Raw genomic sequence first — 16,853 nt, forward strand, 5'->3', positions numbered from 1 at the left:
GGAACCCACGACCGGGTGACACATCTCAAACCTGGCTGCGCCCGGCTCACCCCGTCGTGGATTCCGGGTTCTTCGCTCCGCGAAGCCCCGGAATGACAAGCGTCTCGCTTCGCTCGCCCGGGATGACACCGTTATTTGTTGTAGAGAGTCGGAAGCCGACATGACCCGCACCGTCCGCCTCACCATGGCGCAGGCGCTGACGCGCTATCTTAGCCGCCAGATGACCGAGATCGACGGGCAGCGCCTGCCGATATTCGGCGGCGTCTGGGCGATCTTCGGCCATGGCAATGTCGCCGGCCTCGGCGAGGCGCTCTGGCACGAGCGCGACCGCCTGCCGACCTTCCGCGCCCATAACGAGCAGGCCATGGCCCACGCCGCCATCGCCTACGCCAAGGCCAATATGCGCCGCCGCTTCATGGCTGCGACCACCTCGATCGGCCCCGGCGCGACCAATCTCGTCACCGCCGCCGCGCTTGCCCATGTCAACCGCCTGCCGGTGCTGCTGCTGCCAGGCGACATCTTCGCCAACCGCATCCCCGACCCCGTGCTCCAGCAGGTCGAAGCTTTCGGGGACGGCACCGTCTCGGCCAATGACTGCTTCCGTCCGGTCTCGCGCTATTTCGACCGCATCACCCGGCCCGAGCAGATCATCCCGGCGCTGACCCGCGCCATGCAGGTGCTGACCGACCCGGCCGAATGCGGCCCGGTCACGCTCGCGCTCTGCCAGGACGTGCAGGCCGAGGCCTACGATTATCCCGAGAGCTTCTTCACCGAGCGCCTCTGGGCACCGCGCCGTCCCCGCGCCGACCGCGACGAGCTGAAAGCCGCAGCCCAGGCGCTGAAGGCGGCGCAGAAGCCGCTGATCGTCGCCGGCGGCGGCGTGCTCTATTCCGGCGCCAGCGACGAGCTCGGGCGCTTCTCGGCCGCGACCGGCATCCCCGTCTGTGAGACGCAGGGCGGCAAATCCGCCCTGCCAGATGACGACGCGCTCAACATGGCCGCCGTCGGCGTCACCGGCACGGAAGCCGCCAACCGGCTTGCCGCCGAGGCCGATCTCGTGCTCGCCGTCGGCACCCGCCTGCAGGATTTCACGACAGGCTCCTGGGCGCTGTTCGCCGCAGCCGGGAAGACGATCATCGGCCTCAACGTCCAGCCCTTCGACGCCGGCAAGCATCGCGCCCTGCCCCTCGTCGCTGATGCCCGCGAAGGCCTCGCCGAACTGGCGGAGGCCGTCGGCGGCTGGAAGGCGCCGGAGAGCTGGACCAACAATGCCAAGGCCGGCAAGGCCGCTTGGCAGAAGGAAGCCGGCAAGGCCGTCGCCGCCAGCAACGTCGCCCTGCCTTCGGATGCGCAGGTCATCGGCGCGGTCCAGCGCACGCTGGGTTCGGACGTCATCCTGCTCCATGCCGCGGGCGGCCTGCCCGGTGAGTTGCACAAGCTCTGGCAGGCCGGCGCGCCGGGCTCCTACCATGCCGAATACGGCTTCTCCTGCATGGGCTACGAGATCGCCGGCGGCCTCGGCGCCAAGATGGCGCGGCCCGACAAGGAGGTCGTCGTCATGGTCGGTGACGGCTCCTACCTGATGCTCAATTCCGAGATCGCGACCTCGGTGATGCTCGGCCTCAAGCTGACCATCGTCCTGCTCGACAATCGCGGCTTCGGCTGCATCAATCGCCTGCAGATGGCCACCGGCGGCCAGAGCTTCAACAACCTGCTCAAGGACGCCCGGCATGAGGCGCTGCCGGAGATCGACTTCGCCCAGCACGCCGCCAGCATGGGCGCGATCGCGACGAAGGCGGCCTCGATCGCCGAGCTGGAAACCGCGCTGGCGCAGGCCAAGGCCAACACCCGCACGACCGTCGTCGTGATCGACACGGACCCGCTGATCTCGACCGATGCTGGCGGCGCGTGGTGGGACGTCGCAGTGCCCGAGGTCAGCGAGCGCCCCGAGGTCCGCACGGCACGGGCGAATTACGACGAGAAGCGCAAAGGGCAGCGCGTCGGTGAGTAACTTCCACCTAACCGCAAAAAGCGCGGGGAACCCCTCTCCTGTAAGGAGAGGGGCAGGGGTGAGGTGTAGGCCCTTGGACCAGTTCGCATCACCTTACCGCAGCAGCGTCCAGGTCACAGCTGCAACGTCCAACGGCCTACCCCTCACGCTGCCCTCTCCCTCTGGGAGAGGGTTCCCCGCGCCCTTTTCAGCGGCGGGCATCCAGAGTTGAAGCGACTAGGAACTGACACATGATCCGCATCGGCGCGAACCCCATCGGCTGGTCGAATGACGACATGCTGGAGATCGGCGGCGACATTCCGCTCGAGACCTGCCTGAAGGAGGCTCGCGAGGCTGGCTTCACCGGCATGGAGCTCGGCAACAAGTTCCCGCGCGAGGCCGGCAAGCTGAAGCCGATCCTCGACGCCCATGGCCACGCCCTGGTCTCCGGCTGGTATTCGACCGAACTGCTCGTCCGCGACGTTGCCGCCGAGATGGTCGCGGTGAAGGCGCATGCGACGCTGCTGCGCGACATGGGTTGCTCGGTCCTGATCGCGGCCGAGACCTCGAACGCGATCCATTCCGACATCACCACGCCGCTCTCGGCCCGGCCCGTCCTGCCCAAGAACCGCTGGGACGATTTTGGCGCGCGCTACACCAATTTCGCCGAGGCGGTGAAGGCCGAATACGGGCTGCAGCTCGTCTATCACCATCATATGGGCACAGTGGTGCAGACCGAGGCCGAGATCGATCGTTTCATGGGCGTCACGAGCCCGGTCGTCGGCCTTCTGCTCGACACCGGCCACGCCACCTGGGGCGGCGGCGATCCCGCGCGCATCGCCCGCCACTGGAAGGCCCGCATCCACCATGTCCACTGCAAGGACATCCGCGAGGCCGTGATGTGGCGCTCCAACCGCGAGGACTGGTCCTTCCTCGAATCCGTGCTCGCCGGCGTCTACACCGTACCGGGTGACGGGTTGATCGACTATGTCCGCGTGCTCCAGGAGCTGCAGGGCTATTCCGGTTGGATCGTGGTCGAGGCCGAGCAGGACCCCAAGAAGGCGGAGCCCGCGACCTATGCCAAGCTCGGCCACGCCAATCTCAGCCGCTTCATCAGGGAAGCCGGGCTGGCTTGATCGCCATACGGATAGGAAACCGCCGATGTCCCATCTCAAGGTCAAACCCGCCGGCAGCAACGGCCGCGTCACCCATGTCACGCCGGAAAGCGCCGGCTGGACCTATGTCGGCTTCGACCTGCATCGCCTGAAGCCGGGCGAGACCGTCTCGGCCAGAATCGGTGATCGCGAAGCCTGCCTCGTCTTCGTCACGGGCAAGGGTGCGACCACGGCCAATGGCGAAACCCTGGGCGAGCTCGGCCAGCGGATGAGCCCCTTCGAGGGCAAGCCCTGGTCGGTCTATCTGCCTGAAGGTTCCGAGTGGTCGGTCACCGCCACCACCGATCTGGAACTCGCCGTCTGTACCGCGCCTGGGCTCAAGGGCGGCCTTCCCGTCCGCGTCATCAGCCCCGACGATCTCGGCCAGGAGATCCGCGGCAAGGGCTCCAACACCCGCCACGTCACCAATATCCTGCCCGAGAACGAGCCGGCGGATTCATTGCTCGTGGTCGAGGTCATCACGCCGGCCGGCAACACCTCCAGCTATCCGCCGCACAAGCACGACCGGGACGACCTGCCGCGCGAATCCCATCTGGAGGAGACCTACTACCACCGCCTCAACCCGCCGCAGGGCTTCGGCTTCCAGCGCGTCTATACGGACGACCGCAGCCTGGACGAGGCGATGGCGATCGAGGATGGCGACGTCGTGCTGGTGCCGAAGGGCTATCACCCCTGCGCCACCTGCCACGGCTACGATCTCTATTATCTCAACGTCATGGCCGGCCCGAAGCGGACCTGGAAATTCCACAACGCCGCCGAGCACGAATGGCTGCTGAAGGGCTGACCGGCGCCGCGACACGCTGACAGCGGCGTGGTTCGCTCGCGTCTCAGGCGTTGCACTTGTAGACGGTGCCCTTGGTGTCCGGGCCCTTCCATTTGATATCGGCAGCGTTGGCGAGGACGTGTGTCCCCCCCAGTTCCGCCGCGGCGATCTTCAGGCGCGTGATCACCGAATCGCGCGTCTTGTCGAGCGGCATGATGACCTGGGAGCTGTCCTGCCCGTCGACTTCGCCAAGCCTCGCGCAATTCTCCACAACACTCTTCGCGTCGGTCACAACCACGACGCTGCTGCGCGAGGTGTGATAGGCGCAGGCGCCAAGCAGCAGGGCCGGCAGAAGGATGAAAAAGCGGGGCATCGTCACGTCCGGACTGGGCTGATCGGGTCGGCGCCCATGTTCGCCCGCTTCGGCACAAATGCAAGCCTGACCCGGCGTGAAACCACTCCGGCGCGCCCTGCATCCCCGGCGGCTGCGCCGAACTGTCACAATTCCAGCGGAATTGTCGCGATTTGACGCTGCGAACTTTAACGTAAAGCCCGCGTCATTCTTGACCTGCAGACCGGGCTGCTCTTAAGTCCACCTCAGGCCAATGGGAGGCTGAAAAAGGATAAAATATGCGTAGCATTCTGATCGTTGGCGCCATGGCCGCTCTTCTCGCCGGTTGTCAGACCGCGCAGGAGTCCATGGCCGACGCCGAAGTGACCTGTGAGGCCCAGGGCTTCCGCCCCGGCACCCGCGCCTACCAGAATTGCCGCTCGGCGAACTATGTCGAGAACCGCCGCGCCTCGAACGAAACCGGCAGCGCGGTTGCGGCCGGCGTCGCGGCCGGCGTCATCGGTGGCGCGCTGATCGCCGCCGACAACCGCTCCTATTATGGGCGTGGCTACTACGGCCGCCGCGGCTACTGGTGGTAAGATAGCGGGCGCCCTCTTCGGAAGGCACCCCCGTCACATCTTCGAGCCCTGCGGCGTTCGCGCCGCAGGGCTTTTTGTTGACCGTCAGCGCCGCGTGGCCCGCTTGCGGGCAGGTGCCGCTGCCGGCTCACTGGTCGAAGCCGAGCTCAGGAGCGAGCCGATCACATAGGCCGCGAGCCCCAGCCCGACGACGACCGCCATCGGCTCGCGCTCGGCCCGCTTCGCCAGCATGCGCCCGCCCCTGTCGGCATAGTCGCGGGCCATCGCCGCATAGTCGCCGGCGCGGCCGGCATAATCATCCGCGACATCGCGATGCGAACGCAGCCAGCTGCCCCCCGATTTCAAGGCCCGATTGCCGGCATCGGCCGCATCGGAGCCATAATCCTGGAGCCAGCCGCGCCAGCGCCCGTAGTCAGGCTGATAGCGCTCCCAGCCCGACGAAGGCTGGCTGCGCAGCGTTGCCCAGGCGACCAGGCCGATGCCGAGCACGCCGAGCCCCAGCGCCGCGAGCGGATGACGCTCGACGCTCTGCACCACGGCCTGCCCGCCGCCGCGGACCGCCTCGAGCGGCTCGGCCTCGTCCCATGCATCCTTGGCTCGCTCGTAATGATCCTTGACGGTCTCCCCGGCCTTGCCCGCGAGATCGGCCGCCTTGCCGCGCAGGCTGCTCACGCTGGCTCCCACGGTCTCGGCGGCCTCGTCGGCGGCCTTCGGAACATCGGGCGGGAAACTGTTGCTGATCGCCATGGCGGTCTCTCCGTTCTTGGAAGGGGTCATGGCCAGTGAACGAGGTCGGCGCGGCGGGGTTCCAAGCTGCGACAAAACAACTGGATCACGATTCTTCGTCTGTTCGGACACGACCACGTCATGATTGGGTGCGATTTACCGAGGAACAGGGGCATTCAACGAGAAGGAGACGCGCATGCATGTTCAGCACCTCCAGATCGCTCACCCGTTCGTTCTCTCCGATCCCGAATGGATCGCACTGGAGAGCATCGAGGAGGAGACCCGCCACTTCATCTTCGACGAGACGATGCTGCACTCCCTGCAGGATCGTGGCCTCGTCGAAGCCGACGGCGCCATCTGGCGGGTCACTCAGACCGGCCAGAAGCGTCTCAGCGAACGCGATTGAGGCGGATGACGGCCGGATGATCCGGCACAAGCAATGGACAACCAGGCCCGCCTTTTCGGCGGGCTTTTCCATGTCTGGGCCTGAAGGCTCAGCGCGATCCTTCCGGCCACGCAAACCAGAGCAGCGCCGCTGCAGCCGCGATCCAGATCGCCAGGACCGCGATCATACCGCCATAGCTCGCCTGCTTCGCCTGCCCGGCCGCCATCGCCCGGTATTCGGCCATCAAACCGGGGGGAATGAGCTTCACGACCAGCAGGATGCCGAGCGGCACGATGATCAGGTCGTCGAGATAGCCGAGGATCGGGATGAAATCCGGGATGAGGTCGATGGGGCTGAGGGCATAGGCGGCGACGGCCCCCGCCGCGAGCTTCGCATACCACGGTGTCCGGCTGTCACGGGCCGCGATCCACAGGGCGAGCACATCCCGCTTGAGCAGGCGCGCCCATTGCTTCGCTCGTTCGAGCATGACAGGCCTTGCCGGTTTCGATCTCGCGCCATCCCGTTAGCAGATGTCCGCTCCCGGGTCTCATTGTTCGCTGCGCTGGAAATGCGCCCCTATCATTGCCATGTAGAACCCTCCCCCCTTTCCGATGAGCAGTCATGGGCAAACCCGTTTCCATCACCATCTCGCATGATCTCGGCCGGGACGCCGCGTTGGCACGCCTGCGCGGCGGCGTCGACAAGATCCGCGACCGGCTCGGCATGGTCAGGATGCAGCTGGTCGAGGAACGCTGGGAGGGCGATGCCCTTCATTTCGGTGTCGGCGCGCTCGGCCAGACCGTCCATGGCCGCGTCGAGGTCGAGGACAGTCTGATCCGCGTCGAGGTGAGCCTGCCCTGGATGCTCGCGGTCTTCGCCGAGAAGCTCAAGATCGGCGTCGAGAAGCAGGGCCGAATCCTGCTGGAGAAGCCGAAGGCTTGAAGCGCCCGCGCCGTCCGGCTTCAACCGCTTATCCCGATCGCGCCGATGCTATCCTCGGCCCGATCGTCATGGCCGAGAATTTCGGCAGCGGAAGCCTGAAAAGTCGTACGCCTTTCGGTTGAAATTAACACCTCGAATCCCCATGCTCGGAAAGTTCAAACAATCTTGATTTCTTGACCTTTCGGATTCGGGAGACCCATGCATCACGGCCCGCTGATCGCCATCATCGTCGCGGGCCTGGGGCTTGCCTTCGTCTTCGGTGCCATCGCCCAGAAACTCCGGATCTCCCCGCTCGTCGGCTATCTCCTCGCCGGTGTCGCCGCCGGTCCGTTCACGCCGGGCTTCGTCGGCGATCAGAGCCTCGCCAACGAGCTGGCCGAGATCGGCGTCATCCTGCTGATGTTCGGCGTCGGCCTGCATTTTTCCCTGAAAGACCTGCTCTCGGTGAAGGCAATCGCCGTGCCCGGCGCCGTCGTCCAGATCGGCATCGCGACGCTGCTCGGACTCGGGCTCGGCACATGGCTCGGCTGGAGCTGGTTTTCGGGAGCGGTCTTCGGTCTGGCACTCTCCACCGCTTCGACGGTCGTGCTGCTGCGCTCGTTGCAGGAGCGGCGCCTGGTCCAGACCGAGCGCGGCCGCATCGCCGTCGGCTGGCTCATCGTCGAGGACATTGCCATGGTCCTGGCGCTGGTGCTGCTGCCGGTGCTGGCCGAGATCATCAACGGCACGCCATCCGGCGGCAGCGCCCCGCTCGCCACCCGCTTCGACCTCGGCGTCTGGGGCGTGCTTGGCCTGACCTTCGCCAAGCTGGTCGGCTTCCTCGCCTTCATGCTCGTCATCGGCCGGCGCGTCATTCCCTGGGTACTGCACTGGGTCGCGCATACCGGTTCGCGCGAGCTGTTCCGGCTTGCGGTTCTCTCGGTCGCGCTCGGCGTCGCCTATGCGGCTGCGACCCTGTTCGGGGTCTCCTTCGCGCTTGGCGCCTTCTTCGCCGGCATGATCCTGTCGGAATCGCCGCTCTCGCAGCGCGCGGCCGAGGAGACGCTGCCGCTGCGCGATGCCTTCGCGGTGCTGTTCTTCGTCTCGGTCGGCATGCTCTTCGACCCCGGCATCCTCCTGCGCGCACCAGGCCCCCTGATCGGCACGCTCGCCATCATCCTGATCGGCAAATCCTTTGCGGCCTGGATGATCATGCGCGCCTTCGGCCGCTCCCAGACCGCCGCCCTGACGATCTCGGCTTCGCTCGCGCAGATCGGCGAATTCTCCTTCATCCTCGCCGGCCTCGGCACGGCGCTGGGCATCCTGCCGGCGCAGGGACGCGACCTGATCCTCGCCGGCGCGATCCTGTCGATCCTGCTCAACCCGGTGATGTTCGCCCTGGCGGAGCGTCTGGCGCCGGAGACCCCGGCCGCGAAGCCGAAGCCGGCAGCTTCCCCGGAGGCCGAGACCGCTGCAGCCCCCGAGCCGCAGCCCGAGGCCCCGCCGGAACGCGACATCACGCCGACCGGCCTCGACAGCCATATCGTCGTCGTCGGCTATGGCCGCGTCGGCAGCCTGCTCGGCGCCGGCCTGCTCTCGCAAGGCGCGAAGCTCCTGGTCATCGAGGACAATCCCGACGCGGCCGCGACGGCCAAGCGCGACGGCGCCGAACTGCTCGTCGGCAATGCCGCCGACCCGGAGGTGCTCGCCGCCGCCGCCGTCGGCCGGGCGGTGCGCCTCTTCGTCGCCATTCCCGGCAGCTTCGAGGCCGGCCAGGTCTGCGAGCAGGCCCGTGCCGAGAACCCGGCCTTGCCGATCGTCGCCCGCGCCCATTCCGATGCCGAGGTCGCGCATCTCACCAAATGCGGGGCGACGCTGACGATCATGGGCGAGGCCGAGATCGCCCGCGCCATGCTCTCGCTCTGCCAGAACCTCCGGGACACCGCCGCGCCCGCAGCGGCGGAGCCGGATGTCACACCCGAAGCCGAAGCCGCGAAGCCCGGTACGGTAGCCGAACTTCCCGCTCTAAAGCCGCCCGCGGCCAAGCCGGCGGAAGACCCGACAGCCGATCCCCCGGCCGCGGCATGAAAAAGGGCGGGACGCCAAGCGCCCCGCCCTTTTCCTATCCAATCGCCGATAGCGCTCAGTCGACGAGGTCGAAGCGAACGTCCTGCACGCCTTCGTAGAGCGTCTTGCGACCGAGCGTGTAGAGGTTCTCCAGCCCCGAGGTCAGGGTGATGAAGTGGTTCCCGGAGAGCACGCCGGCCTTGCTGGCGAACTGCACGCCGCCATAGGCGAGCAGGATCTCGGTCTCGCTGACGCCGCCCGGATACAGGATGATGTGGCCGGGAGCGGGATAGGCCGTGTTGTTCTCGTAGCCGACGCCGAAATCGAGATCGCCGAGCGGCATCCAGACGCCCTCGCCGCTCCAGCGCACATGCACCATCTTGCTGATGAACGGCATCTGCTTCCTGAAGGCGGCGCAGGTCTTCGGGGCGGCTTCCAGCTCGAATTTGGCGTCGAACTTGAACGGCCCGGCAGTGACGATCAGCTTGCTCATGAAATCCCCGTCTTCCTGGAAAAAGCTTCGGACCCGCTGAATGACATTGCCCCTGCGGCACACGCAAGAGCGCTGCCGGAACAACTGCGGCGCCGGAACGTGAAGGATGCGGGTGGCGCGGGATTGGTTCGCACCGCGCGTTATCAAGAACGCGGGTCATCCCGGGCGACCAAAGGAAGACCCGGGATCCATTCCGTAACATGTCTCGGTGAGGCTCCGGAATGGATCCCGGATCTCCGCTACGCTCCGTCCGGGATGACCCGCTTGGTTCAGCGCAAGGTCAACACACCGCTCAGAAAATCGCTTCCCTGAGGTCGAGCGTACCGGTCTTGCCGATCGCCTCGTAATTGCGCTTCAGCCAGCGCCTGCCGACCGTGCGGCCCATATCGCGCAGCCTGAGCAGGAAAGACCAATCCGCGTTCATCCGCGACGACGAGGTCAGCGCGGCCAGTGGTGGGCCGCCGTCGATCCGATGCATCAGCACGCGCTTGTATTCCTCGCGCGGCAGCTTGCCGGCATCGATCAGCCGGTTGACGAAGTCGATCGCGCGCAGTTCGCGCAACAGCGAGGCGTTGAAGGTGATCTCGTTCAGCCGGTCCTGGATCTCGCGCGCCTTGGTCGGCAGCTCCCGGCGCTGAAGCGGGTTGATCTGGACCAGCAGGATGTCGTCGCAATGTGCCTTGTAGAACAGCGGGAACAGGGCCGGGTTGCCCATATAGCCGCCGTCCCAATAAGCCTCGCCGTCGATCTCCACCGCCTGGAACACCATCGGCAGACAGGCCGAGGCCATCACATGGTCCGGCGTCAGGTCCTTGCCGTCGAACACCGCGATCTTGCCGGTGCGGACATTGGTCGCCGCGATGAACAGCTTCACCGCGTCGCAGGCCCTGACCTTCTCGAAATCGATCAGGTCGGCGACGACACCGCGCAGCGGGTTGATGTTCAGCGGGTTGACGTCATAGGGGCTCGCCACCTTCGAGAACATCTCGAAGAACAGCATGCCCGGCGGCGTACCGTTATTGTTGCCCCAGGCCCCGAGCATCGTGTCGATGAGCGAGCGTTCCGAGCCGCCATATTTGCCGTCGACGCTGATCGCCCGCCAGAAGGCCTCGAGCTTGGCGCGCGCGCCATCGGCCCCGCCATCGATCCAGCCCTCGGCCAGCACGACGGCGTTCATCGCGCCGGCGCTGGTGCCGGTCAGCGCCTCGATGCCGAGGCGTCCATCTTCCAGGACGGCGTCGAGCACGCCCCAGGTGAAGGCGCCATGCGCGCCCCCGCCCTGCAGCGCCAGCGAAACCGTCTTCTCCGCCTTGGGGCCGGCGAGCCCCTTGACCGGTTCGGCCTTGCGCGAGGGGCGCCCGCTCACGCGGCGGTCCAGCCGCCATCCATCGGCAGCGTCGTACCGGTGATCGACTTGGCCGAATCCGTGCACAGGAACAGCGCGAGCGCCGCGACCTGCTCGACCGTGACGAATTCCTTGGTCGGCTGCGCCGCGAGCAGCACGTCGTTCATGACCTGCTCCTTAGTCATGTTGCGCGCCTTCATCGTGTCCGGGATCTGCTTCTCGACCAGCGGCGTCCAGACATAGCCGGGCGCGATGGCGTTGACGGTGATGCCCTGCGTCGCGACTTCGAGCGCAACCGTCTTGGTCAGGCCGGCGATGCCGTGCTTGGCCGCGACATAGGCCGATTTGAAGGGCGAGGCGACGAAGGCATGTGCCGAGGCCGTGTTGATGATGCGGCCCCAACCCTTGGCCTTCATCTTCGGCAGGGCGGCGCGGATGGTATGGAAGGCCGAGGACAGGTTGATCGCGATGATCTGGTCCCATTTCTCGATCGGGAACTCATCGATCGGCGACACATACTGGATGCCGGCATTGTTGATCAGGATGTCGATCGCGCCGAAGACCTTCTCGCCCTCGGCGATGAAGCCGGCGATCTCGGCCGGCTTGGTCATGTCCGCGCCCGAAAACACCGCCTTGATGCCGAACTCCTTCTCCAGATCGGTGCGCAGCGTCTCGGCATCGGCCGGCGGCATGATGCCGTTGATGACGAGATTGGCGCCCTCGGCGGCAAGGGCGCGGGCATAGGCCAATCCGATGCCGGAGGTCGAGCCGGTAATGGCGGCGGTACGGTCTTTGAGGAACATGAGCGTCAAGGCTCCTGACAATCGGGGAGAAAATGCTTAGGTTCGGGGTCGAACGGACGATGCGCCGAGAGGATATCGTCGCAGGGTGCCCGATGAGTCTTCGCAACGCAACATGACGAAAATGCAGCCTGAAGCGCATCATCACGGCGATCATGACCATGCATCGCATGCCCATGCCGAGGGGTCTTGCCGCCATGCCGAAGACCATCGCCGCCACGCCGCGGAGGCCCTCGCCCGGGCCGAACGCATCTGCCGCGAACGGGGCTTGCGCCTGACGCCGATCCGGCGGCAGGCGCTGGAGGCGCTCCATGCCGACCATCGCCCGGTCGGCGCCTATGATCTCGCGGACCGCATCTCGCCGGCCGGTGGTCGTCGCCTCGCGCCGATCTCGATCTACCGCGCGCTCGATTTCCTGGTCGAGCAGGGCTTCGTCCACCGCCTCTCGTCGAAGAACGCCTATATCGCCTGCCTGCACGGCCATGGCGCGAACGAGGTCGTCGCCTTCCTGATCTGCGAATCCTGCGGCGGCGTCGACGAGGATTCCTCGCCGGCGATGAAGAAAGCGGTGGCGGCGATCGCCGAAAACCGGCAATTCTCTCCGTCGCACCAGATGGTCGAGATCGTCGGGCGCTGCGAGCATTGCCGGAATGCCGGATCATGATAGAGAGCCCGCATGAATGAGCGCGCCTTTTCCTATCTGACGCCGGAACGCGCCGGCCCGCTGGGCCGCCAGCTCACCGTCCCCGTCAAGGTCGGCCATGTCACCGTCGGCGGCGGCGCGCCCATCGTCGTCCAGTCGATGACCAATACCGACACCGCCGATATCGCCGGCACGGTCGCACAGGTCGCCGCGCTCGCCCGTCAGGGCTCGGAACTCGTCCGCATCACCGTCGACCGCGACGAGGCGGCTGCCGCCGTGCCGAAGATCCGCGAGCGGCTCGACCGTATCGGCGTCGACGTGCCGCTGGTCGGCGACTTCCATTATATCGGCCACAAGCTGCTCGCCGATCATCCGGCCTGCGCCGAGGCGCTGGCGAAATACCGGATCAACCCCGGCAATGTCGGCTTCAAGGACAAGAAGGACAAGCAGTTCAGCCAGATCATCGAGCTCGCGATCAAGCATCGCAAGCCGGTGCGCATCGGCGCCAACTGGGGCTCGCTCGATCAGGAACTGCTGACCGCGCTGATGGACGAGAACGCGCGCGCCGTGCGCCCGCTCGATGCCCGTGCCATCATGCGCGAGGCGATGGTGCAATCGGCCCTGCTTTCGGCCGAGCGCGCCGAGGAGATCGGGCTCGCACGCGAATACATCATCCTTTCCGCCAAGGTCTCCGGCGTGCAGGACCTGATCACGGTCTACCGCATGCTGGCGAGCCGGGCGAACTACGCCATCCATCTCGGCCTGACCGAGGCCGGCATGGGCTCGAAGGGCATCGTCGCCTCCTCGGCCGCGCTCGGCATCCTCCTGCAGGAAGGCATCGGCGACACCATCCGCTATTCGCTGACCCCGGAGCCCGGCGGCGACCGCACGCTGGAGGTCCGGACCGCGCAGGAGCTGCTCCAGACCATGGGCTTCCGCGCCTTCGTGCCGCTGGTGGCCGCCTGCCCCGGCTGCGGCCGCACGACCTCGACCGTGTTCCAGGAGCTGGCGCAGGATATCCAGGGCTGGATTTCGAATTCCATGCCGGAATGGAAGACGCGCTATCCCGGCGTCGAGAATCTCAACGTCGCGGTGATGGGTTGCATCGTCAACGGCCCCGGTGAATCCAAGCATGCCGATATCGGCATCTCGCTGCCCGGCACCGGCGAGGCCCCGACGGCGCCCGTCTTCGTCGACGGCAAGAAGGTCGCGACGCTCCGCGGCGCCGGCATCGCCGCCGAATTCAAGGCCATGGTCGCCAGCTATATCGAGCGGCGCTTCGGCGTCGGCCTCGGCGCCACTGGCTGATCCCGCCTTTGCGCGCCGCCCGCAACGTGCTAGAGGCCCCGGCCTTTCGCTGCACCGCAGCATGAGCGGAGATCCCTGATGGGGCATGAGAACCCGAATCCTGCGACCGTTCGGCCGGAGGATTCACGCTTCGGGCTCGACGCCGCCCACGGCCAGAATGGTGGCCACGGTCACGGCAAGATGGGCTTCGGGGCGCTGGCTCTGGGGGCGCTTGGTGTCGTCTACGGCGATATCGGCACCAGCCCGCTCTACGCGCTGCGCGAGACGCTGCTGGCTGCGACCGGCGGCGAAGAGGGCGCGGTCATTCCGCCGACCGTCGTCATCGGCGTGCTCTCGCTGATTCTCTGGTCGCTCGTCATCGTGGTGACGCTGAAATATGTCGTGCTGCTGATGCGCGCCGACAATAACGGCGAAGGCGGCATCCTCACCCTCGTCGCGCTGGCCCAGCGCAGCCTCGGGCGGGCGCGCAGCCATGTCGCGCTGCTGCTCGGCATGATCGGCGCCGGCCTGTTCTACGGCGATACCGTCATCACTCCGGCGATCTCGGTTCTCTCCGCGATCGAGGGCGTCAAGCTGATCACGCCCGCGCTCAACGATTATATCCTCTGGATCGCCTCGGCGATCCTGATCGGCCTGTTCGTCATGCAGAGCCACGGCACCCATCGTGTCGCGACCTTCTTCGGTCCGATCATGCTGGTCTGGTTCCTGACGCTGGCCGGGCTCGGCATCTATCACATCGCGGACGATCTCAGCGTCTTCCGCTCGATCAATCCGTATTATGCGCTGCTCTTCTTCCACGACCATGCCGGCGTGGCGCTGGCCGTGCTCGGCTCGGTCTGTCTGGCGGTGACGGGTGCCGAGGCGCTCTATGCCGATATGGGCCATTTCGGCCGCGGCCCGATCCGGAGCGCCTGGCTCTATGTCGTCTTCCCGGCTCTCTGGCTCAACTATCTCGGCCAGGGTGCCCTGATCCTCTCCGACCCCAGCGCCATCGACAATCCGTTCTACCGGCTCGCGCCGCAGGGGCTGCTGCTGCCCTTCGTCATCATGGCGACGGTGGCGACCATCATCGCCAGCCAGTCGGTCATCACTGGCGCCTTCTCGTTGACCCGGCAGGCGATCCAGCTCGGCCTCCTCCCGCGCATGGAGATCCGCCACACCTCCGAACAGACCTCCGGCCAGATCTACGTGCCGCGCGTCAACCTGCTGCTGCTCGTCGTCGTGCTGATCCTGGTCTGGTCGTTCCGGACGTCGTCGAGCCTGTCGCATGCCTATGGCATCTCGGTCTTCGGCACGATGGTGGTCTCGTCGCTGCTGGCGTCGATCGTCATCCGCCGCCACTGGGGCTGGAGCCCGCTGGCGACCGGCGCGCTCATCCTCCCCTTCTTCCTGGTCGACGTGTCGTTCTTCTCGGCCAACATGCTGAAGCTGTTCCATGGCGGCTATGTGCCGGTGCTGCTCGCCATGGGCCTGACTCTGGTGATGTGGACCTGGATGCGCGGCACCAAGATCCTGTTCGACAAGACCCGCAAGACCGATGTGCCGCTGCTCGAGCTCGTCACCATGCTCTCGAAGAGCCCGCCGGCCCGGGTGAAGGGCATGGCCGTGTTCCTGACCAGCGACCCGGAGACCGCACCGGCCTCGCTGCTGCACAACCTCAAGCACAACAAGGTGCTGCACGAGCGCAACGTCGTCCTGACCGTGCGCTCCGCCGACACGCCCCGCGTCGTCGAGGAGGAGCGGGTGCGCCTTGCCCGCATCACCGACGATTTCTGGCGCGTCGACATGGTCTACGGCTACATGGAGAGCCCGAACGTGCCGAAGGGCCTGGCCATGCTGCGCAAGCAGGGCTTCAAGTTCGACATCATGTCGACCTCGTTCTTCCTGTCGCGCCGCTCGATCAAGGCCTCGCCGCAATCGGGCATGCCGATGTGGCAGGACAATCTCTTCATCGGCCTGACCAAGAGCGCCACCGACGCCACGGACTTCTTCCAGATCCCGACCGGCCGCGTCGTCGAGGTCGGCACGCAGGTCACGGTCTGATCCGGTTCGAATAACTTCGAACACCTTTCACCAAAAGGCGCGGGGAACCCCTCTCCTGTAAGGAGAGGGGCAGGGGTGAGGTGTAGGCCCCTGGACCAGTTCGTAAAACCTCACCGCAGCAGTGGTCAGGCCACAGCTACAGTGTCCAACGGCCTACCCCTCACCCTGCCCTCTCCCATAGGGAGAGGGTTCCCCGCGATTTTCCTTCTAGGGACACTCGGGTCGAGCCCGAGCATAACGCGCCTGTTCGGACTCAGTCCAAGCGTGCCGAAGCCGCTTCCTCCGGCACATGCCGCACCCGCTCGCGATAGAGCAGGTAGAGCCCCGACGAGATCACGATGCCGGCGCCGACGAAGGTCCAGCGATCCGGCAACTGGTCGAAGACCAGCCAGCCGAGCAGCAGCATCCAGATGATCTGCGAGTAGATGAAGGGCGCCAGCACTGTGGCCGGCGCCAGCCGATGCGCCAGGATCAGCAGCCAGTGGCCGAAGCCGCCGAGCGCGCCGACAGCAATCATCAAAAGCCAGGGCAGCAGCGTCTGCGGCGTTTCCCATATCCAGGGCAGGAGCGGAATCGTCGCCAGCGTGCCCGCCGCGCCGGAATAGATCATCGTCGTTTCCGATGAATCATGGCCGGAGAGCATGCGGGTCGACAGCGAATAGAAGGCATAGCACAGGCAGCCCACGACGCTGAGCAGGGCCGCCGGGTGCATGCCGCCAATTCCGGGCCGCGTCACCACCAGCACGCCGATGAAGCCGACGCCGATCGCGGCCAGCCGGCGCGGCCCCGGCCATTCCCCGAGCAGCGGCCCCGAGGCCAGCGCCACCAGCAGGGGCGTCGCGAACATGATCGAGACCGTCTCGGCGAGCTGGAGATAGCGCAGCGCGATGAAGTTGAGCGCAGTCGAGCCGAGCAGCAGCAGCGAGCGCCCCCATTGCAGCCAGGGGCGCCTGGTATGCAGCACGCCCGGACGCGTCCATGGATTGATGACCGCCAGGACCAGGATCATGCTGCCGGCATAGCGCGCGAACACCACCTGCAGCGGATTCATCGACTGGCCCAGCCATTTCGCACTGGTATCCAGCAGCGAGAACAGCAGGACAGCCGCACACATCAGGCCGATCGCAGCCATGCGCGCGCGACCCGTCTCGGAAGGCGCCGCTGAAGGAGAGGACACGGGTCTCGCCATGCTCTGGAGGAATGACGAAATAGATTGAACCGATTTAGGCGGCTTCGCCAGTACGTCGGAGCATGCGATCCATGC

The 16,853-nt window shown here is 66.3% G+C and carries 17 protein-coding genes; 10 read left to right on the forward strand and 7 right to left on the reverse strand.

All coding sequences use genetic code 11. The annotated features are described in order from the left end of the window. Positions 1-160 precede the first annotated feature (160 nt). From iolD to iolB, 3 genes are all read left to right on the forward strand, one after another. Entirely contained in the window at positions 161-2,011 is a 1,851-nt protein-coding gene (gene iolD / locus ACWIEX_RS17640; protein ID WP_454034284.1) for a 3D-(3,5/4)-trihydroxycyclohexane-1,2-dione acylhydrolase (decyclizing), read from the forward strand. A 230-nt stretch (positions 2,012-2,241) separates the two neighbouring features. Next, a complete protein-coding gene (gene iolE / locus ACWIEX_RS17645) occupies positions 2,242-3,126 on the forward strand; it encodes a myo-inosose-2 dehydratase (RefSeq protein WP_454034285.1) in 885 nt (294 codons plus the stop codon). 25 nt (positions 3,127-3,151) lie between these two features. Then, a complete protein-coding gene (gene iolB / locus ACWIEX_RS17650) occupies positions 3,152-3,949 on the forward strand; it encodes a 5-deoxy-glucuronate isomerase (RefSeq protein ID WP_454034286.1) in 798 nt (265 codons plus the stop codon). A 43-nt stretch (positions 3,950-3,992) separates the two neighbouring features. On the opposite strand, the gene ACWIEX_RS17655 is transcribed toward iolB, so the two are convergent. Beyond that, positions 3,993-4,301, reverse strand: coding sequence for a hypothetical protein (locus tag ACWIEX_RS17655; protein ID WP_454034287.1), 309 nt, complete (start codon positions 4,299-4,301; stop codon positions 3,993-3,995). 257 nt (positions 4,302-4,558) lie between these two features. Here ACWIEX_RS17655 and ACWIEX_RS17660 point away from each other — a divergent pair, with 257 nt between their 5' ends. After that, the gene (locus ACWIEX_RS17660) at positions 4,559-4,858 is read left to right on the forward strand and encodes a hypothetical protein (RefSeq protein ID WP_454034288.1); all 300 of its coding nucleotides are present in this window, start codon (positions 4,559-4,561) and stop codon (positions 4,856-4,858) included. An 84-nt stretch (positions 4,859-4,942) separates the two neighbouring features. Here ACWIEX_RS17660 and ACWIEX_RS17665 read toward each other — a convergent pair whose 3' ends face one another. Continuing rightward, positions 4,943-5,605 carry a hypothetical protein gene (locus ACWIEX_RS17665; RefSeq protein WP_454034289.1) on the reverse strand — a complete coding sequence of 221 codons (663 nt, stop codon included), beginning with the start codon at positions 5,603-5,605 and terminating at the stop codon, positions 4,943-4,945. A gap of 175 nt (positions 5,606-5,780) precedes the next feature. Between ACWIEX_RS17665 and ACWIEX_RS17670 the strand changes: the two genes are divergently transcribed. Then, a complete protein-coding gene (locus ACWIEX_RS17670) occupies positions 5,781-5,990 on the forward strand; it encodes a hypothetical protein (RefSeq protein ID WP_061969936.1) in 210 nt (69 codons plus the stop codon). An 88-nt stretch (positions 5,991-6,078) separates the two neighbouring features. Here the strand turns inward: ACWIEX_RS17670 and ACWIEX_RS17675 are convergent, their stop codons facing one another. Then, on the reverse strand, positions 6,079-6,456 hold the full coding sequence (locus ACWIEX_RS17675) for a YkvA family protein (RefSeq protein WP_454034290.1): 378 nt from the start codon (positions 6,454-6,456) through the stop codon (positions 6,079-6,081). Between the two features lie 134 nt (positions 6,457-6,590). Here ACWIEX_RS17675 and ACWIEX_RS17680 point away from each other — a divergent pair, with 134 nt between their 5' ends. Both ACWIEX_RS17680 and ybaL read left to right on the forward strand, forming a co-directional pair. Further along, entirely contained in the window at positions 6,591-6,911 is a 321-nt protein-coding gene (locus tag ACWIEX_RS17680; RefSeq protein ID WP_454034291.1) for a polyhydroxyalkanoic acid system family protein, read from the forward strand. Between the two features lie 198 nt (positions 6,912-7,109). Continuing rightward, entirely contained in the window at positions 7,110-8,978 is a 1,869-nt protein-coding gene (gene ybaL, locus ACWIEX_RS17685; protein WP_454034292.1) for a YbaL family putative K(+) efflux transporter, read from the forward strand. 55 nt (positions 8,979-9,033) lie between these two features. Here ybaL and ACWIEX_RS17690 read toward each other — a convergent pair whose 3' ends face one another. The 3 genes from ACWIEX_RS17690 to ACWIEX_RS17700 form a co-directional block, all read right to left on the reverse strand. After that, positions 9,034-9,450, reverse strand: a complete 417-nt coding sequence (locus ACWIEX_RS17690; RefSeq protein WP_454034293.1) for a DUF3830 family protein — start codon at positions 9,448-9,450, stop codon at positions 9,034-9,036. A gap of 292 nt (positions 9,451-9,742) precedes the next feature. Continuing rightward, positions 9,743-10,816, reverse strand: a complete 1,074-nt coding sequence (locus ACWIEX_RS17695) for a patatin-like phospholipase family protein (protein WP_454034294.1) — start codon at positions 10,814-10,816, stop codon at positions 9,743-9,745. After that, on the reverse strand, positions 10,813-11,598 hold the full coding sequence (locus tag ACWIEX_RS17700; RefSeq protein WP_454034295.1) for a 3-hydroxybutyrate dehydrogenase: 786 nt from the start codon (positions 11,596-11,598) through the stop codon (positions 10,813-10,815). The genes ACWIEX_RS17695 and ACWIEX_RS17700 overlap by 4 nt, the downstream gene beginning before the upstream one ends. A 112-nt stretch (positions 11,599-11,710) precedes the next feature. On the opposite strand from ACWIEX_RS17700, the gene ACWIEX_RS17705 reads away from it, so the two are divergent. The 3 genes from ACWIEX_RS17705 (at position 11,711) to ACWIEX_RS17715 (ending at position 15,589) form a co-directional block, all read left to right on the forward strand. After that, the gene (locus tag ACWIEX_RS17705) at positions 11,711-12,259 is read left to right on the forward strand and encodes a Fur family transcriptional regulator (RefSeq protein WP_454034296.1); all 549 of its coding nucleotides are present in this window, start codon (positions 11,711-11,713) and stop codon (positions 12,257-12,259) included. A 12-nt stretch (positions 12,260-12,271) separates the two neighbouring features. Beyond that, positions 12,272-13,546 carry a flavodoxin-dependent (E)-4-hydroxy-3-methylbut-2-enyl-diphosphate synthase gene (gene ispG, locus ACWIEX_RS17710; protein WP_454034297.1) on the forward strand — a complete coding sequence of 425 codons (1,275 nt, stop codon included), beginning with the start codon at positions 12,272-12,274 and terminating at the stop codon, positions 13,544-13,546. A gap of 78 nt (positions 13,547-13,624) precedes the next feature. After that, positions 13,625-15,589 carry a potassium transporter Kup gene (locus ACWIEX_RS17715; protein WP_454034298.1) on the forward strand — a complete coding sequence of 655 codons (1,965 nt, stop codon included), beginning with the start codon at positions 13,625-13,627 and terminating at the stop codon, positions 15,587-15,589. Between the two features lie 253 nt (positions 15,590-15,842). On the opposite strand, the gene ACWIEX_RS17720 is transcribed toward ACWIEX_RS17715, so the two are convergent. After that, on the reverse strand, positions 15,843-16,721 hold the full coding sequence (locus ACWIEX_RS17720; RefSeq protein WP_454034299.1) for a DMT family transporter: 879 nt from the start codon (positions 16,719-16,721) through the stop codon (positions 15,843-15,845). Positions 16,722-16,853 lie beyond the last annotated feature (132 nt).

The sequence above is a fragment of the Allobosea sp. NPDC055353 genome (assembly GCF_053644975.1).

What these genes read in the sequence shown, in the direction of transcription:
- iolD (WP_454034284.1), top strand. Translation starts at nt 161, where the DNA reads ATGACCCGCACCGTCCGCCTCACCATGGCGCAGGCGCTGACGCGCTAT.
- iolE (WP_454034285.1), top strand. Translation starts at nt 2,242, where the DNA reads ATGATCCGCATCGGCGCGAACCCCATCGGCTGGTCGAATGACGACATG.
- iolB (WP_454034286.1), top strand. Translation starts at nt 3,152, where the DNA reads ATGTCCCATCTCAAGGTCAAACCCGCCGGCAGCAACGGCCGCGTCACC.
- ACWIEX_RS17655 (WP_454034287.1), bottom strand. Translation starts at nt 4,301, where the DNA reads ATGCCCCGCTTTTTCATCCTTCTGCCGGCCCTGCTGCTTGGCGCCTGC.
- ACWIEX_RS17660 (WP_454034288.1), top strand. Translation starts at nt 4,559, where the DNA reads ATGCGTAGCATTCTGATCGTTGGCGCCATGGCCGCTCTTCTCGCCGGT.
- ACWIEX_RS17665 (WP_454034289.1), bottom strand. Translation starts at nt 5,605, where the DNA reads ATGGCGATCAGCAACAGTTTCCCGCCCGATGTTCCGAAGGCCGCCGAC.
- ACWIEX_RS17670 (WP_061969936.1), top strand. Translation starts at nt 5,781, where the DNA reads ATGCATGTTCAGCACCTCCAGATCGCTCACCCGTTCGTTCTCTCCGAT.
- ACWIEX_RS17675 (WP_454034290.1), bottom strand. Translation starts at nt 6,456, where the DNA reads ATGCTCGAACGAGCGAAGCAATGGGCGCGCCTGCTCAAGCGGGATGTG.
- ACWIEX_RS17680 (WP_454034291.1), top strand. Translation starts at nt 6,591, where the DNA reads ATGGGCAAACCCGTTTCCATCACCATCTCGCATGATCTCGGCCGGGAC.
- ybaL (WP_454034292.1), top strand. Translation starts at nt 7,110, where the DNA reads ATGCATCACGGCCCGCTGATCGCCATCATCGTCGCGGGCCTGGGGCTT.
- ACWIEX_RS17690 (WP_454034293.1), bottom strand. Translation starts at nt 9,450, where the DNA reads ATGAGCAAGCTGATCGTCACTGCCGGGCCGTTCAAGTTCGACGCCAAA.
- ACWIEX_RS17700 (WP_454034295.1), bottom strand. Translation starts at nt 11,598, where the DNA reads ATGTTCCTCAAAGACCGTACCGCCGCCATTACCGGCTCGACCTCCGGC.
- ACWIEX_RS17705 (WP_454034296.1), top strand. Translation starts at nt 11,711, where the DNA reads ATGACGAAAATGCAGCCTGAAGCGCATCATCACGGCGATCATGACCAT.
- ispG (WP_454034297.1), top strand. Translation starts at nt 12,272, where the DNA reads ATGAATGAGCGCGCCTTTTCCTATCTGACGCCGGAACGCGCCGGCCCG.
- ACWIEX_RS17715 (WP_454034298.1), top strand. Translation starts at nt 13,625, where the DNA reads ATGGGGCATGAGAACCCGAATCCTGCGACCGTTCGGCCGGAGGATTCA.
- ACWIEX_RS17720 (WP_454034299.1), bottom strand. Translation starts at nt 16,721, where the DNA reads ATGGCTGCGATCGGCCTGATGTGTGCGGCTGTCCTGCTGTTCTCGCTG.